This window comes from Gracilimonas sp. (assembly GCF_017641085.1).
Taxonomy (GTDB): domain Bacteria; phylum Bacteroidota; class Rhodothermia; order Balneolales; family Balneolaceae; genus Gracilimonas.
Map to the genome: position 1 here is coordinate 313,271 of NZ_JAEPPI010000002.1, position 18,544 is coordinate 331,814.

Here is an 18,544-nt window from a genome sequence, read left to right on the forward strand (position 1 = left end):
TTTTATTTCAAAATAGAAATTATTGTCGTTTAGAAAGGGAAGGATTTAAAAAAGATTAACTCTATCGCTTCACCCATTGCACAAAAAAAGGCGCGGGCTGCTGGGGTGAAACCGGTAAAACATAATGTTTACTGCATGTATAGTTACGGGTATTTGAGCTCATTTTCATTTAGCTCCCGTAGGTAATGGTACACTATTCTTAAAAGTACCAACCATATAAAGAAATGAGAACCACCGCCAAAATCACTTATCGTTCTGCCCTCAGAATTTCTGCTTATTCTGCCATCATCCTGCTGTTGTTATCACCAGCTAAGCTATCTGCGCAAACCACGGTGCTAAAAGACATAAACCCCGGCATCAGTGATGCGGATATTGAATACATGACTATGGTCGGAGACACCATGTACTTTGTGGCCGACAATCAGGAAGATGAAGGCGAGCTGTATATAACAGACGGTACGGCGGAAGGAACCAAGAAAATTACAGACCTGGCTCCGGATGATGATTATCCTGATATCGAAGAACTAACTCCCTTAGGTAATAAACTCATATTTACAGCCGTAACCGAAGAACATTCTGATGAAGTGTATGTATCAGATGGAACATCTTCAGGCACATATTTACTAAAAGATATTTACCCGGGCGATTACTCCTCGGATGCCGAGCATTTTGGAGTGATGAACGGCAAAGCCTACTTCCCTGCTGAAGACGGACGCTACCCCGATGCCGATAACGGCGAAGAACTCTGGGTCACAGATGGTACTTCGTCAGGCACCTACATGCTTAAAGATTTAGATCCGGGTCAATATTTACAGTATTCCTGGAGTAATGAAGAAACCAACCACAGCTCTCGTCCCGATAACTTTTTTGCACACAATGGTACCATGTATTTTTCAGCCCGCCATCATGAATATGGAGAAGAACTGTGGGCTACGGATGGAACCGCCGACGGCACTTATATGGTAAAGGACATTTTTCCGGGGTTGTATGAAGATTCTGACGATAACAAAAATGACAGCTCACCTACTAATTTTTCATCTATCAATGGCACCGTATTGTTTAACGCCAAAAGTGACACCTCCTACAACTACTACTTATACACCACGGATGGTACAGAAGAAGGCACTATAAAGTTTTTAGATAAGGAAATACATATCAGGGATAAGCCCGTTGAGTACAAGGGAAGCTGGTACTTTTTTTCAGGTGCTGAATTATGGAAAAGTGACGGCACCCCGGAGGGAACATCCCTTGTTATTGATATGGCGATCGATAATTATGTAATTGAGGACGGCTCTGATCTTAGCCCGAAAATTTTCAAGCTAAATAATCAGCTTTACTTTTTCAGCACCTATACGCTATGGAAAACCGATGGTACCAAAGCCGGAACTGAAAAAGCGGTAGAGTCTATTTTCAACCTGTTTGATTTTCACCATACTGAATTTGCAGCGGTATATGACGGACGCATCTACTTTGTTGCATCGGATGATGGGTACGGGCAGGCCCATGTAGCCGGCCGTGAACTATGGATGACCGACGGCACTCAAGAGGGTACTATGTATGTAGCCAACCTGCGTACCGGCATCGACCGTGGCGAACCCGATGGCTCTGACCCGGAAGAACTGCGTGTACTGAATGGAAAGTTATACTTCACCGCTGAAGGTGACTCTTTGGGAAGGGAAATCTGGATGACCAACGGCATCCCTCAGCGACAGGCTCAAATTGAAGACACTTTGAGACTGGCTGAATTTCCAAACTTTGGTGCAACAGTAAACTTTAATGAAATGACCCAGCCGTTTACCATCAACGCTACCATGAACCTTGGTGCTGAGGCAGAGCAGATTAACCTCCCCGATACGCTTTCTATGGTTTCAAATAAGCTGTGGGGTTTCCATACCGAAACGACCTCTGCGTTTAATGCTGAGGTCTGCTTTTCTCTGCAACAAATAGACCTCTCTAACATTGATACGGCATTGTTATCAATCGCGAAAAGAGAATCTGATCAATCCGAATGGAACTTGTTGTCCTCTTCCTTGACGGACAACCAAGAATCGATTTGTGCATCAGGAATTACCTCTTTCAGTGATTTCACTATTGTTGAACGCCCGCAGCAGAATACCAATGTTTCCACAGAAGATGAAAATCTACCGCATTCATTTACTCTTAAAAATGCCTACCCCAATCCCTTCAACCCCACTACAACCATCAGTTATTCAATTCCCGAGGCAGGAGATGTCCGCCTGACCGTTTATAACCTGGTGGGGCAAAAAATTTCCACCTTGGTTAACGAAAGGCAATCTGCCGGATCGTATCAAATTGACTTTGATGCCGGTCAGTTATCAAGCGGAATCTATTTTTACCGGCTGGAAGCGGGAGGGCAGGTTCGTGTTAAAAAAATGACGCTGCTTAAATAATAGAATTGCTTTCAGCAATTATTAAAGCTCAAAGGGCTGTTTGGATGAGTCCTCCAGCCACTCCAGGTACTCCTGGTTACCTTCATCTTCGGTAATGGTAAAGGATACTACGGCCGGTACTTCGTAGCTGTGCATTTCTATCACGCGGCGGGTAACTTTTTTAACCCGTGAGTAATGCGTTTTAACAATCAGCACGCACTCGTTTTCTTCCTGAATTTTACCCTTCCATTTGTAAATGGAATTCATGCCATCAAAAATATTGGCACAGGCCGCAAGGTTTTCTTCAACCAGAGCTCGGCCTATTTTCTGAGCTTCTTCTTTATTTGGGGTAGTGATGTAGAGGAGACGTAGGTTTTTATACATAGTGATTCAAAATTCAGTATTTCAAATTCCAATATCCAATGCTTTTTTACGCTAAACATGTAAAAGCTTACGAAGTATGTTCGATGACCACTTTATATGGGTAAAGAGTTGAATTCAGAAATTGAAAACCTTATCTTTGCAAGCTCTGAATTTTGCGAGAGTGGCGGAATTGGTAGACGCGCTAGATTTAGGATCTAGTATCTTAACCGATGTGGGGGTTCGAGTCCCCCCTCTCGTACTTCCTTCCTAATCATAATTGTAATCCTGTTCATTTATTGAATAAAAGTAATTAAAGCGGAGAACACGTGGATATTTCTGTAGAAGAGCTCACATCTGTAGATAAAGAAGTCACCCTGAAAGCAAAAAGAGAAGACCTTCAGGAAGATTTCGACAAAGCATACAAAAAATATAAAGACCAAATTCAGCTTCCGGGATTCCGTCCGGGCAAAGTACCAATGGGACTGGTTAAAAAGCGGTTTGGCAAAGAGATTGAACAAGAGGAAATCAGTAACATCATCCAAAAGGTATTTGAAAAAGAAGTAGTACCTGAGTATGAGCCGGTTGGCGAAACGGAGATGGTTGATTTTACCTGGGAGAATGATGAGCTGGAAGTGAAATTCAAAATCGGTTCAAAACCGGAAATTGAAGTTGCTGATCTTTCCAAAATTGAAGTGAACAAAATGGTTCACGATGTTACCGATGAAGAGGTTGAGGAAGAAGTTGAGAGAACCCTGGAGCGGGAAGGAAACTGGGAAGATGTTGACGAAGCCGCTTCTGAAGAAACCCAGGTATTGGTGGATGTTGTTTCTAAAACCCACGGCGATGAAGACAAAGATCAGCGTATCGACCTCAGAAAAGATGATGCTTCCGAGTTTCTTGAAGCGCTCAAAGGTAAAAAAGCCGGTGATGTTGTTGAGATGACTATCCCGCATGGCGATCATGAAGATGAGCTCGAAATTACCCTTAAGAAAGTGCAGAAAATGCACAAAGCTGAGCTTACTGATGACATCATCAAAGACCAAAGCAACGGCGAAGCGGAAAACCTGGATGAGTTCAAGAGTTACATCAAGAGCCGCATGCAACAGTATTACGATCAAACATCCGATGATTTATTCAAGAATGATGTAGCCGATGCTCTTGTTGAAGCACATGACTTTGAAGTACCGGAAACATTTGTGGCTCAAATTCAGGGGTCCTATGTGGATCAGCTGAAGCAGCAGCAAGGCGGAGAGTTGCCGGATCACTTTGATGCAGAAGAGTATAAGGCCGGCATGAAAGACCGTGCCGTGCGTGAAGCCAAGTGGTCGTTCATCAGCCAAAAACTGCAAGAAACATTTGAAGATATCGAAATAAAACCCGAAGATATCGACGAGCATCTCGCAGGTCAGGCAGCCCAATACGGCATGCCTGTGGATCAACTGAAGCAGTATTATGCACAGCAACCACAGATGCTTGAGCAACTTCGCAGCAGCATCCGCGAAGAAAAAGTGTTCGATATTTTGCAAGACAAGGTGAAAACCAAAGAAATCAGCAAAGAGAAGTACCGCGAACAGCAGGAAAAGAAAGACGACAAGAAGAAGAAAAAATAACCGATCATCCAGGACATTATGATATCTGATCAACCGCTATTTGAAGACCCGAATTTAAATTCCGTTCAACCTGTACAGAACAACCTTGTACCAATGGTTGTGGAAACCACCAGCCGTGGCGAACGTGCTTATGATATTTATTCACGGCTGCTTAAAGACCGGATTGTGATTTTGGGTTCGCCGGTTAACGACACCGTGGCCAGTTCAATCATGGCTCAGCTGTTGTTCCTTGAGTCTGAAGATCCTGAGAAAGACATCAACTTTTATATAAATAGCCCGGGCGGAGTTGTTTCTGCGGGATTAGCAATCTACGACACCATTCAGCACATCAAGTGTGATGTTGCCACTACCTGTATGGGTATGGCCGCAAGTATGGGTGCCGTATTACTGACAGCAGGCACTACCGGAAAAAGAAGCTGCCTTCCACACTCCCGGGTCATGATTCACCAGCCTTTGGGTGGAACCCGCGGACAGGCCAGTGATATTGAGATTGAAGCCAAAGAGATTATCCGTGTTAAGAAGGAGTTAAGCCAGATTCTTGCCGACCACAGTGGAAAGTCTGTTGAGCAGGTTATGGAAGATTCTGACCGTAACAAGTGGATGACGGCTCAGGAAGCGAAAGACTACGGATTGGTCGATAATGTGTTGTCCAAGTCTGAAGATTCCAAATAAGCGGCATTTTCATTAAATTTAGCTTGTTATGAGCGATAAAGAGAAAAATAGTGACATAGTACACTGCTCATTTTGCAGCCGTTCGAGCCTGGAAGTGAACAGTATGGTAGCCGGTCCCGGTGTTTATATTTGCGACCGTTGCGTGGAAGATGCATCCAGCATCATCCAAAGTGATTTAGCTTCTTTAGCCCGCCGACGGGAAAAGAGCTATAAGCCTATGCTTAAGCCGGTCGAGATCAAGAACAAACTTGATGATTACGTAATCGGTCAGGAGCTTGCCAAAAAGACACTTTCAGTAGCGGTTTACAATCACTACAAGAGGATTTCTGCTGAAACAGCGGAAATTGATGATACTCAGATTGAGAAATCTAACATCATGTTGCTTGGGCCTACCGGTAGCGGTAAAACGCTTTTGGCCCGTACCCTAGCTCGCATTATCGATGTTCCCTTCACTATCGCCGATGCCACCGTATTAACGGAAGCCGGTTATGTTGGCGAAGATGTGGAAAGCATTTTAAGCAACCTTCTACAAGCCGCTGATTATGACGTAGAGCGCGCCAAGCGTGGAATCGTATATATCGATGAGGTGGACAAAGTAGCCCGCAAGAGTGATAACCCCTCTATTACCCGCGATGTAAGCGGAGAGGGCGTTCAACAGGCTTTATTGAAGATTTTAGAAGGAACAGTAGCCAATATTCCGCCAAAAGGTGGAAGAAAGCATCCTGAGCAAAGCTTTATTCAACTGGACACGGCTAATATTCTGTTTATTTGCGGTGGTGCTTTTTCAGGGCTGGAAGAAATCATATCGCGTCGTCTTTCTACAACCGTGATGGGCTTCAATGCATCTGATCAGGTTAAGTTCAACAAAGAAGATCCAGAGATTTTTACGCACGTTGAACCGGAAGACCTTCAGCACTTTGGACTCATTCCCGAGCTGATTGGTCGATTGCCCGTCATCTGTGGATTGCACGAACTTTCTGATGACGCCATGCTCGACATCCTTCAAACTCCAAAAAATGCGCTCGTTAAGCAGTATAAAAAGCTGTTTAACATGGAAGACGTTGAGCTGGAGATTGAAGAAGAAGCACTCAAAGCTATCGTCAAAAAAGCCAAGGCCCGCAAGACAGGAGCCCGTGGGTTACGTTCTATCATGGAGGCAGCCATGCTGGATATCATGTTTTCGCTTCCATCTATGAAGAATATAGCACGGTGTGTAATTACTGAGGAGACCATCGAGAAACAAGCTCCTCCGGTTTACGAGAAACAAAAAGCTTCTGCTTAACCATCAGCCTCTCTTTTCAGAGAGGCTTTTTTGTTTCGGCTCCTTTCCTATATTCAGCCAAAGAATTATTCTTCATCTATGAAACTCTTTGTTCCATCCAACAGGATTAAGCTTATACTTGTGCTGCTGCTCATATTTCTGGGCGTGGGATCTGTGGTTTACAACCAATACCTGGTAACAAAAATCCTGGAACAGGAACGTGCCAGTGTGGAGTTGTGGACGCGAGCTATTGAGTTTAACAGCCAGCCGGTTGATGAACAGGCAAGCACCATGCTGTTGAAAGCCATTAATATTCTGGAAGGCATTGAGGAGGTTCCCGACAGCGTCATCAGCCTGATTGAAGATGCGGAAACCACCCGTAATTCCTCTGATTTTGTTACGGAGGAAATTATTCTTGAAGACCGATTTAAAATTCCCACCATTGTAATTGATTCGCAGGATGTTATTCTTCACCAGCGCAACATTGATTCCCTCACTATGGCTTCCGAACAAAAGCGGGAAGAGCTTGTCCGTGAGTTTAAAAGCCTGAATAACCCCATCGACTTTGTGATTGGTGATGAAAAACGGCAAATGACCCAGTTTGTGTATTATGGTGAAAGCCCGACGGTACAAATGCTGAGATATTTCCCGTACATCCAGATTTTGTTGCTTGGGCTGTTGTTGGGAATCGGCTATACAACCTACCGGAGTATTACCCGGTCTGAGCAGTCCAATTTATGGGTGGGAATGGCAAAAGAAGCAGCTCACCAGCTGGGAACGCCTATATCTAGCTTATATGGCTGGCTGCAACTGCTAAAGGATGAATACCGCTACGAAGAAACTGCCACTAATATCGCCAACGAGATTGAAAAAGATATCCAGCGTTTACGGGGTGTTGCAGAACGATTTGGGAAGATCGGCTCGGAGCCGGAACTCAAAACCATGGATATTCAGCCCATACTGGAGCAGGTGATGGTATATATGGAGCGCCGCCTCCCCCGTTTAGGGAAAGCCATTGAAGTGAAAAAAGAACTGAATGCCACCGCCAATGTGAAAACAAATCCGGAACTGCTACAATGGGCGATTGAGAACCTGGTTAAGAATGCCATGGATTCATTGAAAGGAATTGAAAAAGAGGCCTACATATCCGTTACTTCCAAAGTTCAGGAAGGAGAAGTGATTATTGATATTGAAGACTCCGGGAGCGGTATCGAGATTCAGAATGTGAAGAATATCTTCAAGCCCGGGTTTAGTACCAAGAAAAGAGGATGGGGATTAGGCTTAAGCCTTACCAAACGCATTATTGAAGATTATCACAATGGAAGCGTGTTTGTGCTACGCTCAGAGCTTAATGAGGGAACCACCATGCGGGTTACGTTGAATATCGAGAAAAGTGAAGAAGAAGTGTATCCGCTGTTAGATCAGTCGCCGGTGTAACCGCGCGTTTTAGCATATTCCAGCAATTCTGTTTTCAACAAATTACGACCACGATGCAACCTTGAACGAATAGTACCGATCGGTACATCCAGCATGTTGGCAATTTCTTCGTAGGTATATCCATCTACATCACATAGCAGAACGACCGTTCGAAAATCTTCCGGCAGCCTTTTCAGTGCATTAGACAAATCATCATCCATCATTTCCCGGAACATCAGGCTTTCTAAATCCGAAGTATCAGTTCGCTCGGCCCTTATGGACTCGTAGTAAGAAGAAACCTCATCATAATCTACTTGTGAGGGTTTTTTAGAGGTTTTCCGATAATTATTGATGAAGGAGTTTTTGAGAATGCGGAACATCCATGCTTTGGCGTTAGTCCCCTTCTCATAACTGCTAAAAAAACGATAGGCTTTGACAATGGTATCCTGAACGAGATCTTCAGCATCGTTGGGGTCAGTAGTCAGTCGAAGGGCAAAATTATACAACGCATCCATGTGAGGTATAATCTCTTCATCGAAATCCTTCTGCTTTTGCTTTTCATCTCTCGTCAACTGAGACATTCATCCATCCCTTATTATTTCAATAACTATAAGCGCTTGTAATATTTTTATTACGCTTCTTTATCCTCATCGGATTGCCAATACTACCTAAAGAAAGATTTAATGTTAAATAGATTGTATTGATAGACCCATTAACTGTTACCTTTCTTACGATAAAAATGCTATTACCATGATATCGTAAAGAGCGTGAGTCCAGGCCGCCACGCCGAATCCTCTCCAAACATAAATTCCATTCAGTATTAAACCAAATAAAAAGCGATATAAAAAAGAGCCTAATGTAAAGGCATCACCCATTGAGCCAACATAATGTACCGCAGAGAATAACAGCGCTGAAAGAACAACGGCTGCTGTTACCCCCGCCCATTTTTTTCCTAAAATTTTTGTAAAAAGGAGTATAAATAGCGTAACAAGAATTACCCTGAAAAACAGCTCCTCATACAAACCCGCCCCTAATGAGAGCGCTAACTGCTGCGTTAAAGACAAGCTGCTAATCGGATCGGAAGCAGCCATATTCAGCATAAGAGAAACCAACGATTGGCTGATAAATGCTACAACAATAGCATAAATCGTCGATTCCAGAATCAAAACCGGAAAGTATGAAAAGCGAATGGTTTTGAGACGTTCACGCTCTTTATATACGATAAAAAGCCCGATAAAAACGACAATCAACAATGAAAACGAGACTGCATTTACACCGAGGTAGGTAAATAAGCTTTTAATCCATACATCCACACTAATACGAACTATGGAATCGCCCACCGGCTGTGAAATTACAATCAGCAGCTCATAGAGAAGAAACAGCGGCAAGCTTACAAGAAAGCTATACAGTAAGGTATTGGTGTTCTCGAAATATGATTTAACAGGATTAGTCATTTATTTCTGTGTAAATAGTTACAGCAGGACGGCTGGATTCATCGAGCCTGAGTGTACTAAATGCATTCCCGGAAAGTTTCAATCCCGCCCCGGTTATACGATCGTTGATGCGCACGTACAATCCATTTCCCGTTTGGGTGTTTTCCACAAAGATGATGCTTCCCAATGCAATATTAGAATGCGCAGCTGTTAAGGATTCCGGATCATAGAGCTCTCCATTTGTGGTAGTTTCCCCAATCTCAGACTCCTCATATTTCATCACATTCACCTCGCCAAGGTCCTGCAGGTTTGCCTTCTGCAAGTAGGGGTTCTCATACTTTCGGGATGGGGGGAGCAACACCGTTACTTCTTGTCCTTCAGCCAATAAATTGGGTTGAAGTTCGGGATTCAGGGACTGAAACTCCTGCCCCGTCATCTTGAATTTCGAAAGCAGGTCTGATAAATCTTCCCCTTGCTGCACTTCATAAATTGAAAAGACTCCCTGTGGCGATGACTCCTCGGAGAATTCAGAAACCGAAGGAGCCGCGCTTACTTTCTTTTTCACCGCCAGTCGCTGACCAATACTCAGGTTTGAACCGGAAATGTTATTCAACTCTCTGAGTTGGGCCACCGTCATATTATGATTCCTGGCAATCTGATACAGCGTATCTCCGCTTTTCACGATATAAAAAACATTTTGTGACTCGGAAGACTGGTTAACCAGCGGGTCAGAATTTTCTTCATCAGCCGGAGGCTCGGTTTGGATTTCTTCCTCTTCCGGAATGAAATAAACCAGCTCCTGCCCAAGTTCAATTTCATTTCCTGTCAGCTCATTCCACTGCTTTAACTCAGCAATGGTGACGTTCAGCTTCTTTGAGATTCCGTAGAGAGTGTCACCTTGTTTAACCTGGTAGGTTGCTCTTTCCTGTGCAAGCAGTCCCGCGCCGGTGAAAAGCATAATAACAATAAGGGCAGATAGTATTCTCAGAAAACCAGGTGTATTCTTCATGACTGTTCGTCCATTTCAATTTCAAGATTCAATAATGCCCCGGACAGCTCAGACTTTGTGTGATTGTCATTTTGAGCCTCGGCTACTTTTATACCCTCTTTATAGGTGTCGAGCGCTTTTTTGTTCTCATCCATTGCTTCATATAACTTTGCCAGGTGATAATACACCCCCACATAATCCGGGTCACTGTTTCGGATGGCTTCAAACAACACCCTCGCTTTTGAAGTCTCCTCTATTTTCAGCATTTCCAGCGCCAGGGCAAACTTGTAGAAAGAGTCATCCGGATGATCTTTCACTTTTTGTGCCAACGTGGAAATTCGCGAACTCATTGTGTAGCAGCCTTTACATTTGCTTCTATGTCTTCAATGGAATCGCCGCCAAACTTTTCCAGGAATGCATTGGCAAGCACAGGAGCAAGCACGCTCTCTGCAACTACAACCGCTCTGGGCAGCGCACACACATCCGACCGCTCGTACCGCGTCTCCGTTTCTTCTTTGGTTTTCATGTCCACAGTACTCAACGGGTTCAGCATGGTGGGAATGGGCTTCATCACACCGCGGAGAATAATCGGCATTCCGGTACTCATGCCGCCCTCGATACCGCCCATACGGTTGGTGCGACGCTTAAAGTCATTTTCTTCGTACGTAATTTCATCATGAACTTCATGGCCGGGACGGTGTCCGGCCTCAAACCCAAGCCCGATTTCCACACCTTTCATCGCCTGGGTTGACATGATGGCCTGGGCAAGCTGACCATCCAGTTTACGATCCCAGTGTACATAACTGCCCAAACCAACGGGCAAGCCGGTAATCACAATTTCATAAATACCGCCAAGAGACGAACCCTCCTTCCGCCGGACTTTAATTTCTTCCCTCATCTGTTCGGATAACTCTTCATTGAGGCAGCGCACATCCGACTTATCGGCCGCTTTGTAAATGGCTTCGGCTCCATTTTCTGCCAGCGGGTCAGCAATAGATCTAACCTCTTCCCATCCCTCAAAACCCACAGAACCGATCCGTAACACATGGCCTCCAATCTCGATACCGAAGTGTTTTAAAAACTTGCGGGCAATACTGCAGCAAGCCACACGCATGGCTGTTTCACGCGCACTCGACCGTTCTATTACCGGGCGAATGTCGTCAAACTTATACTTCTGAGCACCCACTAAATCGGCATGCCCGGGGCGGGGAAGCGTTATTTTCTCAATTCCCTCTGCCTCTTCCTTCTTGTTCATCACGGTAGGCCAGCCGGCATCATCTTTTTCAAAAGCGCGGTTGGGCATGCTCATGGCTATGGGGCCACCCATGGTTTTTCCGAACCTGAGACCTGAGCTTATCGTGGCAAAATCTTTTTCAAAGGCCATTCGTCCGCCACGCCCGTATCCCTGTTGGCGACGTACCAGATGGGTGGCAATTTCTTCTTCGGTGAGAGGCAATCCTGCCGGCACCCCTTCTACAATTCCCGTTAGTGACGGCCCGTGTGATTCTCCGGCTGTAATGTATCTGATCATTCGTTTTATGTAACCTATTGAATTTGTTCTGCTCGTTCCGAAAGCGTGCGATTATCTTTACATACTTCCGTTCTGAATTTTATCTGGATCTCTTAAGATAACCACATTACTACTACAAAATAACGCTAATGGTGGTTCAAAAATCACCCATTTAAACTTTAATCTGAAATAAGCCCGGTTTCTCTAAACTGCAGGAATAGAACCTTATATAATTCGCTTAATCTAAGTCGGTCTTCAAACTAATTCTTGTTACACCACCCAGCCGGGAATAAGAATTTCGGCTCAGGTCAATCACAATAGATTTAATATTGATTCCCACTCCAAAAGCGATGCCGGCCAAGTCAAAATCTTGCCCGGTCTGGGTCTGCTCATGTAAATAATGATCGTACCCCAGCCTGACGGTTACATTTTCCCCAAAATAGGTTTCACCACCAAAAATCACGTGACGGAATACATTATCAACAAAAGAGGGCTGCCCGGTTTCTCCGAATACACGTAAATCCCAATCGTTCAATTTTTTAAGGGTGAGGCTAAGCTGAAATGGGAAGGCTTCCGGTTTTTTGGTGAAACCCACGGATACATCGAGCGGCAAAGGCTCCCGGTCATTTGCGTATGCGGTTAGCTGCCCACCTAAATTACGAATTGAGATCCCGGCACTGAAATGGCTGGCGGTATCCTGGTAGAAAAACCCACCGGAAAAAGCCACTGCACTTGATTTATAAGAAGCATAGGAAGAGTGAATAAAATCGACACCCGCCCCGGCGGTTATGTTCTTCCCAATCGGGATACTATATGCTCCGGTAAGGGCTATATCGTTTGCGTTGAAATTGCCGATGTCATTACCGTCCTCATCCAGCCGGTCAAATTCACCATAACCGACAAACCGAATTCCGGCCGCAATAGTCCCGATCTTTTCAAACTTGTAAGCTCCACTTGTAAAGCCCATATTGGCATCCGAAAAAAAATTGAGATAGGATACTGAAATTGATCCGGATGCATCGCTATTCAGGTATGCCGGATTTATGTGGATCAGGCTGAAGTCGGCGTTGAATAATCCTGCATGATTTCCACCAAGAGCGGCCGTGCGGGCGGTTGGGGGCACATCCAAAAAACGAAATACACTTGATGTATTCGACTGTGCCACCGTACTTTGGGCACCAACTAAAAACACCAAAACGGTTAATATGAATCGCACGTTATTTAACTATTTATAAATCACAATTGGCAAAAATCTTTTGTAATATAATCAAATGCTTCGGCAATACGTCAAGATTATTGATTAAGAAATGATTTCCAACTTCCCAGGCGCGGCCGGTTTAAAACAATTTGGCCAGTACGCCAAGCTTTTATACCAGGCATTACGTTCATCCACCGAGTTTAGTACTTATCGCAACAACCTGTTCCAGGAATTTGTGAAGGTTGGCTATGAGTCTATCCCCATCATTTTTTTGGTGGGTATTTTTACAGGTGCCGTACTTACCCTTCAAACGGCTTACCAGCTGGATACCGACATTTATCCCAGCTCCATCATTGGCTCAATTGTGGCCCAGTCTATTGTTATTGAATTAGCGGCTGTAATCAGTGCACTGGTTTTGGCCGGGAAAGTAGGCGCCCGAATTTCCACGGAATTGGGAACCATGCGTGTAAGCGAGCAGATAGATGCATTGGAATCGATGGGCTTTAACTCCGTCTCTTTTTTAGTAGTGCCGCGCATTTTAGCCGGCCTGCTGATGTTTCCTGTGCTTTATGTTACCGCGGCCGTTTTTGGAATTATCGGGGGTGTCACAGCCGGAGCGTTGGATGGCATTCTGCCCGCAGCTGAATTCATGGAAGGCGCCCGCGCTTTCTTTTTTGAATCGGATATTATTTTCGGGCTTTTAAAGTCCGTTGTTTTTGGCTTTGTGATTACATCCATTTCCTGTTTTAAAGGATATTTTGCTTTTGGCGGAGCCGAAGGGGTGGGAACCGCAACTACACAAGCAACAGTTTTAAGTTGTATCTTTGTACTGCTGGCCGATTTTGCACTGGCCGCAATATTATTGTAGATCATGATTGAGATTAAAAATCTTACGAAAAGTTTTGGTGACAACCTGGTTTGGAGTGATGTTTCATTCAAAATCGAGGATGGAGAAACTACGGCTGTGATCGGGAAATCCGGTTGCGGAAAATCAGTGTTACTGAAACACCTGAACGCCCTTTTATACCCGGATGAGGGAGAGGTTTTAATCGACGGAAAGTGCGTTTTTGAGCTGAGTTATTCTCAACTCCGAAAAGTCCGCCAGCGTTTTGGGATTCTGTTTCAGGGAGGCGCTTTATTCGACTCTATAAGTACCTATGAGAATGTGGCATTTCCCCTTCGCTATTTTACCGAACAAAACGATGAAGAGATTGAGCATAATGTAATGGAAGCCCTGGGAATGGTGAACCTGGAACATGCCGGGGAAAAATCGACCTCAGAGCTTTCCGGAGGGATGAGAAAACGAGTGGGCCTGGCGCGCGCTATTATCCTGAAGCCGGATTATTTATTGTATGATGAGCCAACCTCCGGCCTCGACCCGCGCACATCAGAAGAAATTAACGAGCTGATTAATACCATGGCCGACAACCTGGACATCACCTCCATTGTTATCACTCACGATATGCATAGCGTGTTGGAAGTAGCAGAGAAAGTGGCTTTCCTGGACGAACAAAAACTAAGCTGGTTCGGTAAAACGGAAGACATGAAGCACAGCGACAATAAAAATTTGATTGATTTCATTTCAGCAAGTGAATATCAAATAACTAAAAAAACTGCATAGGAGAACTTGTTTTGGCAAAAGTGTCCAACGAACTAAAAATTGGGATCACGGTAGTAGTGGCTATTATTGTAGCCTTTATCGGCTACCGGGTAATGAAAGATATCCCCCTGTTCCGTACTTCCACTACTATCTATACTAAGTTTGATCAGGTATATGGGCTCATTCCCGGAAATGTGGTGAATGTGAAAGGCTTTAAAATTGGAAGTGTGAAACAAATGGAGTTGTTAATTTCAGACTCTACCCTGGTCACCATGAATATTGAGGAAGGGTATCAGATACCTAAAGGATCCATTGCGGTATTGAAGTCAAGCGGGGTGCTTGGTGGTAAGTTTATCGAAATAAAGAAATCCGACTCGACTGAAATGGTTCCGCACCAAGGATCGATTGAAGGCGTTTTTGAACAGGGTATGATGGATACCTTTGCTGAAGAAGGCGCCAAACTCAGTAATGACATTTCTGCCTCCATCCGTGGAGTCGAAAAACTGGTTACCAGCCTCAATGAAACACTGGATGATGAAAACAAAGAGAATATTACCGGGATCATCCGAAACCTTCAGTCCAGCACCGGATCTTTAAATCAGCTGATCCAGAGTAAGCAATCGGATCTGGATGCAATGATTACTTCAGCAAAACAGACCATGCAAAACATGGATGATCTTAGCTCCGAAAACAAAGATAAGCTGAACTCACTCATCACCAACCTGGAAGCCACCAGTGTTGAACTGGAAACGCTGAGCTCTGGTTTAAACGAGACCAATCTTACGCTGAATGAGGTGTTAACCAAGATTAATAACGGAGAAGGAACCCTTGGAAAAATGGTCAACGACCCTTCTCTATACAATAATGTGGACAGCTTATCCTTTAATTTAAACCGGCTGATCAAAAATATGAACGATGAGCCCGGAAAATATTTGAAGCATATGAGACTCATTGAGGTATTTTAACCCCAACCTTATTGTTTAATTTGCTTTCAATTCCTTGGGTATTCACTTATATTTCCAAGCTTACTGCCAGAGGTTAAAAAGACACCTGCAGTAATCAAATCGCAATTTAATTAATGTTTTTTAGAGGTAACCTTTTATGGGTGTAATGGAAAAAATGAGAAACAGCACCGGTGTCATCTTGTGGGTGCTGATTGGATCTTTTGGCCTTTTGTGGGTTTTGTCTGATGTAAACTTTTTTGAAGCCATGCAGGCCGGACCAAGTTCATTAGGTAGTGTGAATGGTGATAAGATCTCCAATGAAGAATATCAAAGCCGTATCCAGTATTATTCTAATGCATACAGCCAGCAAACCGGAAATTCAATGACACCGGAAATGCGTGCATATTATGAAACTCAGGCCTGGAATGAGCTGGTTAACTCCCGCTTACTCCGCCAAAAAATGGACGACTTAGGCATCACCGTTTCCGACCAGGAAGTGCTGGACATGGTATATGGAGAGAATCCTGCCCCTGTAATTCGTCAAAACTTTACCCGCGAAGACGGCACCATTGACCGAGCAGCCGTTCAGCAGGTTCTTTCTTCCAGTGAGTTTTCTCAACAAGCTGTTGCCCTTGAGATGCAACTCCGCGAACAGCGTCGTCAGCAAAAGCTGAACAACTATATTTCGGCCGGACTCCAGGTAACTGAGGGAGAAGTGGAAAGAGAGTTTGTAAAGAATAACAGCACGGCAAACGTAAATTACATTCGCTTTCCCTACAGTGAAGTAACCGAGCAACAGCTGGAAGTTTCTGATGCAGAGCTTCGCGAATTCTACAACAAAAACAGAGAGCGCTACAGCCGCGACGAAAGCTACCGTATTCAGTATGTTACGTTCAGTAAGCTTCCAACCGCCAGCGATACGGCTCAAATTGTGGAAGATGTTCGTGAACTGATAACACCTTTTGAGAATTCTGAAAACGACTCATTGTTTCTGGCTCGCCAGGGTTCCTCTAATCAGTATCAAAATGCTTTTGTGTCTGAAGATGACATCCGGGAAGAATACACCCCCGTTCTGGATCTTGAAATTGGAGAAGTGTCTGACGTAATCCTGACTTCTAACCAGGCCGCTATTCTTAAGAAAACAGCCGAGCAGGGTAATGAAGTTAAGTTTCAAATCATGAGCTATAACATTCAGGCGTTGCCATCTACCATAGATGAAGCTAACGAAGCTGCCGCCGACTTTGAATTCTTTGCCTCTGAGGAATCCTCATTCGATGAAGAAGCTGAAACCCGCGGACTTGAAGTGAAAGAAGCGTTTGCAACCAAGGGGAATGATTTTATCTCCGGCCTTGGAAGCAGTAAGCAAATTATGAATTTCCTGGAAACAGCTGATGAAGGCGACATTTCCAACGCATTGGAGCTAAGCTCCGATTTTGTTGTGCTTCGGGTTGAAGAGATTACCCCGGAAGGCTATCGTCCTTTTGAGGAAGTGAAGTCACAGGTAGAAACCCTGGTAAAGGTTGAGCGACGCAAAGAACTGACCGTTGAGAAAGTGGAAAATCTTTTAGCTCAGAACCAAACACTTTCTGCTTTAGCTGAAAGCACCGATAAAGAAATTCGCAACGAAGACAACCTCCGCGCCAGCGCAACGGTACTTCCCGGAGCTGGCCGAGAACCTCGAGTAGTAGGTGCCATTTTTGCCCTCGATGAAGGCGAAACGTCCGGAGTTATTGCCGGAAACAGCGCAGCTTTTGTAGTTCAGTTAATCAGCAAAATGGACGCTGATTTAGCCAACTTAACTCCCGACCAGCGACAAACTATTCGTCAGCGTCTGGAGCAGCAAAAAACTCAGGAGTTTACCTCCATTTGGTTAGAACAACTTCGCGAAGCCGCTAACATCGTGGACAACCGCGACCGACTGCTTCAGCAATAGTCTGAACCACATTTTTATTTTTTGGGGTGAGAAGTTTCTTCTCACCCTTTTTTGTTTAGCTCATATTCGATTCACACAAATCTGTTACATTTCTACATGCCCGAACAAGCTCCGCATAGCGATGAATACTGGATGCAACAAGCTCTGGATTTGGCTGAACAGGCTAAAGGACACGTTGCCCCGAATCCACTGGTGGGGTGCGTAGTTGTATCATCGGATGGGAAACCCGTTGGGCATGGCTATCACAAAAAATTTGGGGAAGCTCATGCGGAAGTAAATGCGGTAGAGTCGGTTAAGGATAAGAAACAGCTCAAAGACGCCACGGTTTACGTAACCCTTGAACCATGCTCTCATAAAGGTAAAACCCCACCTTGCGCCCCCATGCTGGCAAAGCTTCCCATAAAAAGAGTAGTGGTTGCCATGAAGGATCCCAATCCGGAGGTGGACGGAAAAGGAATTCTGCATCTCCGTAACAATGGAATTGAAGTTGAAACGGGCGTGCTTAAGAGAGAGGCAGAAAAACTGAATGAGTTTTTTATCCACCATCAAGCTTTCGGGCGGCCTTTTATCACGCTGAAGGTAGCCCAGACTGCCGATGGTTTTATCGCAGCTGCCGACGGGGAATCGCAGTGGATTACCGGAGATCAATCCCGGAAGCTGGTTCACAAATGGCGCTCTGAGTATGATGCCGTTTTGGTTGGCAGAACAACAGCCATGGTCGATAATCCAAGCCTAACCGTTCGTCATGTTTCCGGTCGTCAGCCCAAGCGCATCGTGATTGACGGCCCCTATGAACTGCCCAAAGATCTGAATCTTTTTTCAGATAAGTTTGAGGAAAAGACCACCATCATCACCTGGAATAAAGAAGCCTCTGCCACCGATGCCGACCCCATGCTGAAAGTTATGCAGCAGAACTATTTTCGCGGAGAAGTGCTGCAGGTTTCCAAAGTAGATGGACATGTAGATTTACGGCAGTCGTTTAAGCTGCTTGGCGAAAAGGGAATTTCTTCGGTTTTAGTGGAAGGTGGTCAGCAGCTCTCTTCCGCCTTAATCCGACAGGGCCTTGTGGATAAACTCGAACTATTTATAGCCCCGAAGTTGTTGGGAGCCGGAACCCGATCGCTAATTAACATTGGCATCAACAAAATGAAAGAAATTGCCGAACTGAAGGAGGTCAGCTGGACCCGGGTCGGTGATGATATATTATTAACCGGATATTTTTAAAA

General features: G+C 44.7%; 17 protein-coding genes and 1 tRNA gene. 11 read left to right on the forward strand and 7 right to left on the reverse strand.

The features are described from left to right. Positions 1 to 224 precede the first annotated feature (224 nt). A complete protein-coding gene (locus tag JJ941_RS08295) occupies positions 225 to 2,411 on the forward strand; it encodes a T9SS type A sorting domain-containing protein (protein WP_290963732.1) in 2,187 nt (728 codons plus the stop codon). Positions 2,412 to 2,432: 21 nt separating this feature from the next. Here JJ941_RS08295 and cutA read toward each other — a convergent pair whose 3' ends face one another. Then, a complete protein-coding gene (gene cutA, locus JJ941_RS08300) occupies positions 2,433 to 2,774 on the reverse strand; it encodes a divalent-cation tolerance protein CutA (protein WP_290963735.1) in 342 nt (113 codons plus the stop codon). 154 nt (positions 2,775 to 2,928) lie between these two features. Between cutA and JJ941_RS08305 the strand changes: the two genes are divergently transcribed. The 5 genes from JJ941_RS08305 (at position 2,929) to JJ941_RS08325 (ending at position 7,733) form a co-directional block, all read left to right on the forward strand. Beyond that, positions 2,929 to 3,012: transfer RNA gene (locus JJ941_RS08305), tRNA-Leu, on the forward strand. Positions 3,013 to 3,079: 67 nt separating this feature from the next. Further along, positions 3,080 to 4,363 carry a trigger factor gene (tig, locus tag JJ941_RS08310; protein WP_290963738.1) on the forward strand — a complete coding sequence of 428 codons (1,284 nt, stop codon included), beginning with the start codon at positions 3,080 to 3,082 and terminating at the stop codon, positions 4,361 to 4,363. A gap of 18 nt (positions 4,364 to 4,381) precedes the next feature. Further along, complete coding sequence (gene clpP, locus JJ941_RS08315) at positions 4,382 to 5,035, forward strand: ATP-dependent Clp endopeptidase proteolytic subunit ClpP (RefSeq protein WP_290963740.1); 654 nt, start codon at positions 4,382 to 4,384, stop codon at positions 5,033 to 5,035. A 28-nt stretch (positions 5,036 to 5,063) separates the two neighbouring features. Then, the gene (gene clpX, locus JJ941_RS08320; protein WP_255134310.1) at positions 5,064 to 6,317 is read left to right on the forward strand and encodes an ATP-dependent Clp protease ATP-binding subunit ClpX; all 1,254 of its coding nucleotides are present in this window, start codon (positions 5,064 to 5,066) and stop codon (positions 6,315 to 6,317) included. A 78-nt stretch (positions 6,318 to 6,395) separates the two neighbouring features. Beyond that, a complete protein-coding gene (locus tag JJ941_RS08325; RefSeq protein ID WP_255134309.1) occupies positions 6,396 to 7,733 on the forward strand; it encodes a HAMP domain-containing sensor histidine kinase in 1,338 nt (445 codons plus the stop codon). On the opposite strand, the gene JJ941_RS08330 is transcribed toward JJ941_RS08325, so the two are convergent. The 6 genes from JJ941_RS08330 to porQ form a co-directional block, all read right to left on the reverse strand. Then, the gene (locus JJ941_RS08330; RefSeq protein WP_255134308.1) at positions 7,718 to 8,293 is read right to left on the reverse strand and encodes a sigma-70 family RNA polymerase sigma factor; all 576 of its coding nucleotides are present in this window, start codon (positions 8,291 to 8,293) and stop codon (positions 7,718 to 7,720) included. The two genes, JJ941_RS08325 and JJ941_RS08330, sit on opposite strands and share 16 nt — an antisense overlap. A gap of 147 nt (positions 8,294 to 8,440) precedes the next feature. Further along, on the reverse strand, positions 8,441 to 9,166 hold the full coding sequence (locus JJ941_RS08335) for a CPBP family intramembrane glutamic endopeptidase (protein ID WP_290963745.1): 726 nt from the start codon (positions 9,164 to 9,166) through the stop codon (positions 8,441 to 8,443). After that, complete coding sequence (locus tag JJ941_RS08340) at positions 9,159 to 10,154, reverse strand: LysM peptidoglycan-binding domain-containing protein (RefSeq protein ID WP_290963747.1); 996 nt, start codon at positions 10,152 to 10,154, stop codon at positions 9,159 to 9,161. Before JJ941_RS08340 ends, JJ941_RS08335 begins: the two co-directional genes overlap by 8 nt. Further along, on the reverse strand, positions 10,151 to 10,483 hold the full coding sequence (locus JJ941_RS08345) for a hypothetical protein (protein ID WP_290963748.1): 333 nt from the start codon (positions 10,481 to 10,483) through the stop codon (positions 10,151 to 10,153). The genes JJ941_RS08340 and JJ941_RS08345 overlap by 4 nt, the downstream gene beginning before the upstream one ends. Further along, entirely contained in the window at positions 10,480 to 11,661 is a 1,182-nt protein-coding gene (gene aroC, locus JJ941_RS08350; protein ID WP_366069248.1) for a chorismate synthase, read from the reverse strand. Before aroC ends, JJ941_RS08345 begins: the two co-directional genes overlap by 4 nt. A 220-nt stretch (positions 11,662 to 11,881) precedes the next feature. Next, positions 11,882 to 12,859, reverse strand: a complete 978-nt coding sequence (gene porQ / locus JJ941_RS08355; RefSeq protein WP_290963751.1) for a type IX secretion system protein PorQ — start codon at positions 12,857 to 12,859, stop codon at positions 11,882 to 11,884. A 91-nt stretch (positions 12,860 to 12,950) separates the two neighbouring features. Here porQ and JJ941_RS08360 point away from each other — a divergent pair, with 91 nt between their 5' ends. The 5 genes from JJ941_RS08360 to ribD all read left to right on the forward strand — a co-directional run bounded on the left by JJ941_RS08360 (position 12,951) and on the right by ribD (position 18,542). Next, complete coding sequence (locus JJ941_RS08360; RefSeq protein WP_290963753.1) at positions 12,951 to 13,709, forward strand: ABC transporter permease; 759 nt, start codon at positions 12,951 to 12,953, stop codon at positions 13,707 to 13,709. A 3-nt stretch (positions 13,710 to 13,712) separates the two neighbouring features. Continuing rightward, complete coding sequence (locus JJ941_RS08365) at positions 13,713 to 14,462, forward strand: ABC transporter ATP-binding protein (protein ID WP_290963754.1); 750 nt, start codon at positions 13,713 to 13,715, stop codon at positions 14,460 to 14,462. A gap of 20 nt (positions 14,463 to 14,482) precedes the next feature. Further along, positions 14,483 to 15,406 (forward strand): MlaD family protein, encoded by a 924-nt coding sequence (locus JJ941_RS08370; RefSeq protein WP_290963756.1) that lies wholly within the window; start codon positions 14,483 to 14,485, stop codon positions 15,404 to 15,406. A 154-nt stretch (positions 15,407 to 15,560) separates the two neighbouring features. After that, positions 15,561 to 17,318 (forward strand): SurA N-terminal domain-containing protein, encoded by a 1,758-nt coding sequence (locus JJ941_RS08375; RefSeq protein ID WP_290963759.1) that lies wholly within the window; start codon positions 15,561 to 15,563, stop codon positions 17,316 to 17,318. A 96-nt stretch (positions 17,319 to 17,414) separates the two neighbouring features. Further along, a complete protein-coding gene (ribD, locus tag JJ941_RS08380; protein WP_290963762.1) occupies positions 17,415 to 18,542 on the forward strand; it encodes a bifunctional diaminohydroxyphosphoribosylaminopyrimidine deaminase/5-amino-6-(5-phosphoribosylamino)uracil reductase RibD in 1,128 nt (375 codons plus the stop codon). Positions 18,543 to 18,544 lie beyond the last annotated feature (2 nt).

Coding starts and splice junctions, on each gene's coding strand:
- JJ941_RS08295 (WP_290963732.1), top strand. CDS start 225: ATGAGAACCACCGCCAAAATCACTTATCGTTCTGCCCTCAGAATTTCT.
- JJ941_RS08360 (WP_290963753.1), top strand. CDS start 12,951: ATGATTTCCAACTTCCCAGGCGCGGCCGGTTTAAAACAATTTGGCCAG.
- JJ941_RS08375 (WP_290963759.1), top strand. CDS start 15,561: ATGAGAAACAGCACCGGTGTCATCTTGTGGGTGCTGATTGGATCTTTT.
- clpX (WP_255134310.1), top strand. CDS start 5,064: ATGAGCGATAAAGAGAAAAATAGTGACATAGTACACTGCTCATTTTGC.
- JJ941_RS08340 (WP_290963747.1), bottom strand. CDS start 10,154: ATGAAGAATACACCTGGTTTTCTGAGAATACTATCTGCCCTTATTGTT.
- JJ941_RS08335 (WP_290963745.1), bottom strand. CDS start 9,166: ATGACTAATCCTGTTAAATCATATTTCGAGAACACCAATACCTTACTG.
- JJ941_RS08345 (WP_290963748.1), bottom strand. CDS start 10,483: ATGAGTTCGCGAATTTCCACGTTGGCACAAAAAGTGAAAGATCATCCG.
- clpP (WP_290963740.1), top strand. CDS start 4,382: ATGATATCTGATCAACCGCTATTTGAAGACCCGAATTTAAATTCCGTT.
- JJ941_RS08330 (WP_255134308.1), bottom strand. CDS start 8,293: ATGTCTCAGTTGACGAGAGATGAAAAGCAAAAGCAGAAGGATTTCGAT.
- JJ941_RS08325 (WP_255134309.1), top strand. CDS start 6,396: ATGAAACTCTTTGTTCCATCCAACAGGATTAAGCTTATACTTGTGCTG.
- ribD (WP_290963762.1), top strand. CDS start 17,415: ATGCCCGAACAAGCTCCGCATAGCGATGAATACTGGATGCAACAAGCT.
- JJ941_RS08365 (WP_290963754.1), top strand. CDS start 13,713: ATGATTGAGATTAAAAATCTTACGAAAAGTTTTGGTGACAACCTGGTT.
- cutA (WP_290963735.1), bottom strand. CDS start 2,774: ATGTATAAAAACCTACGTCTCCTCTACATCACTACCCCAAATAAAGAA.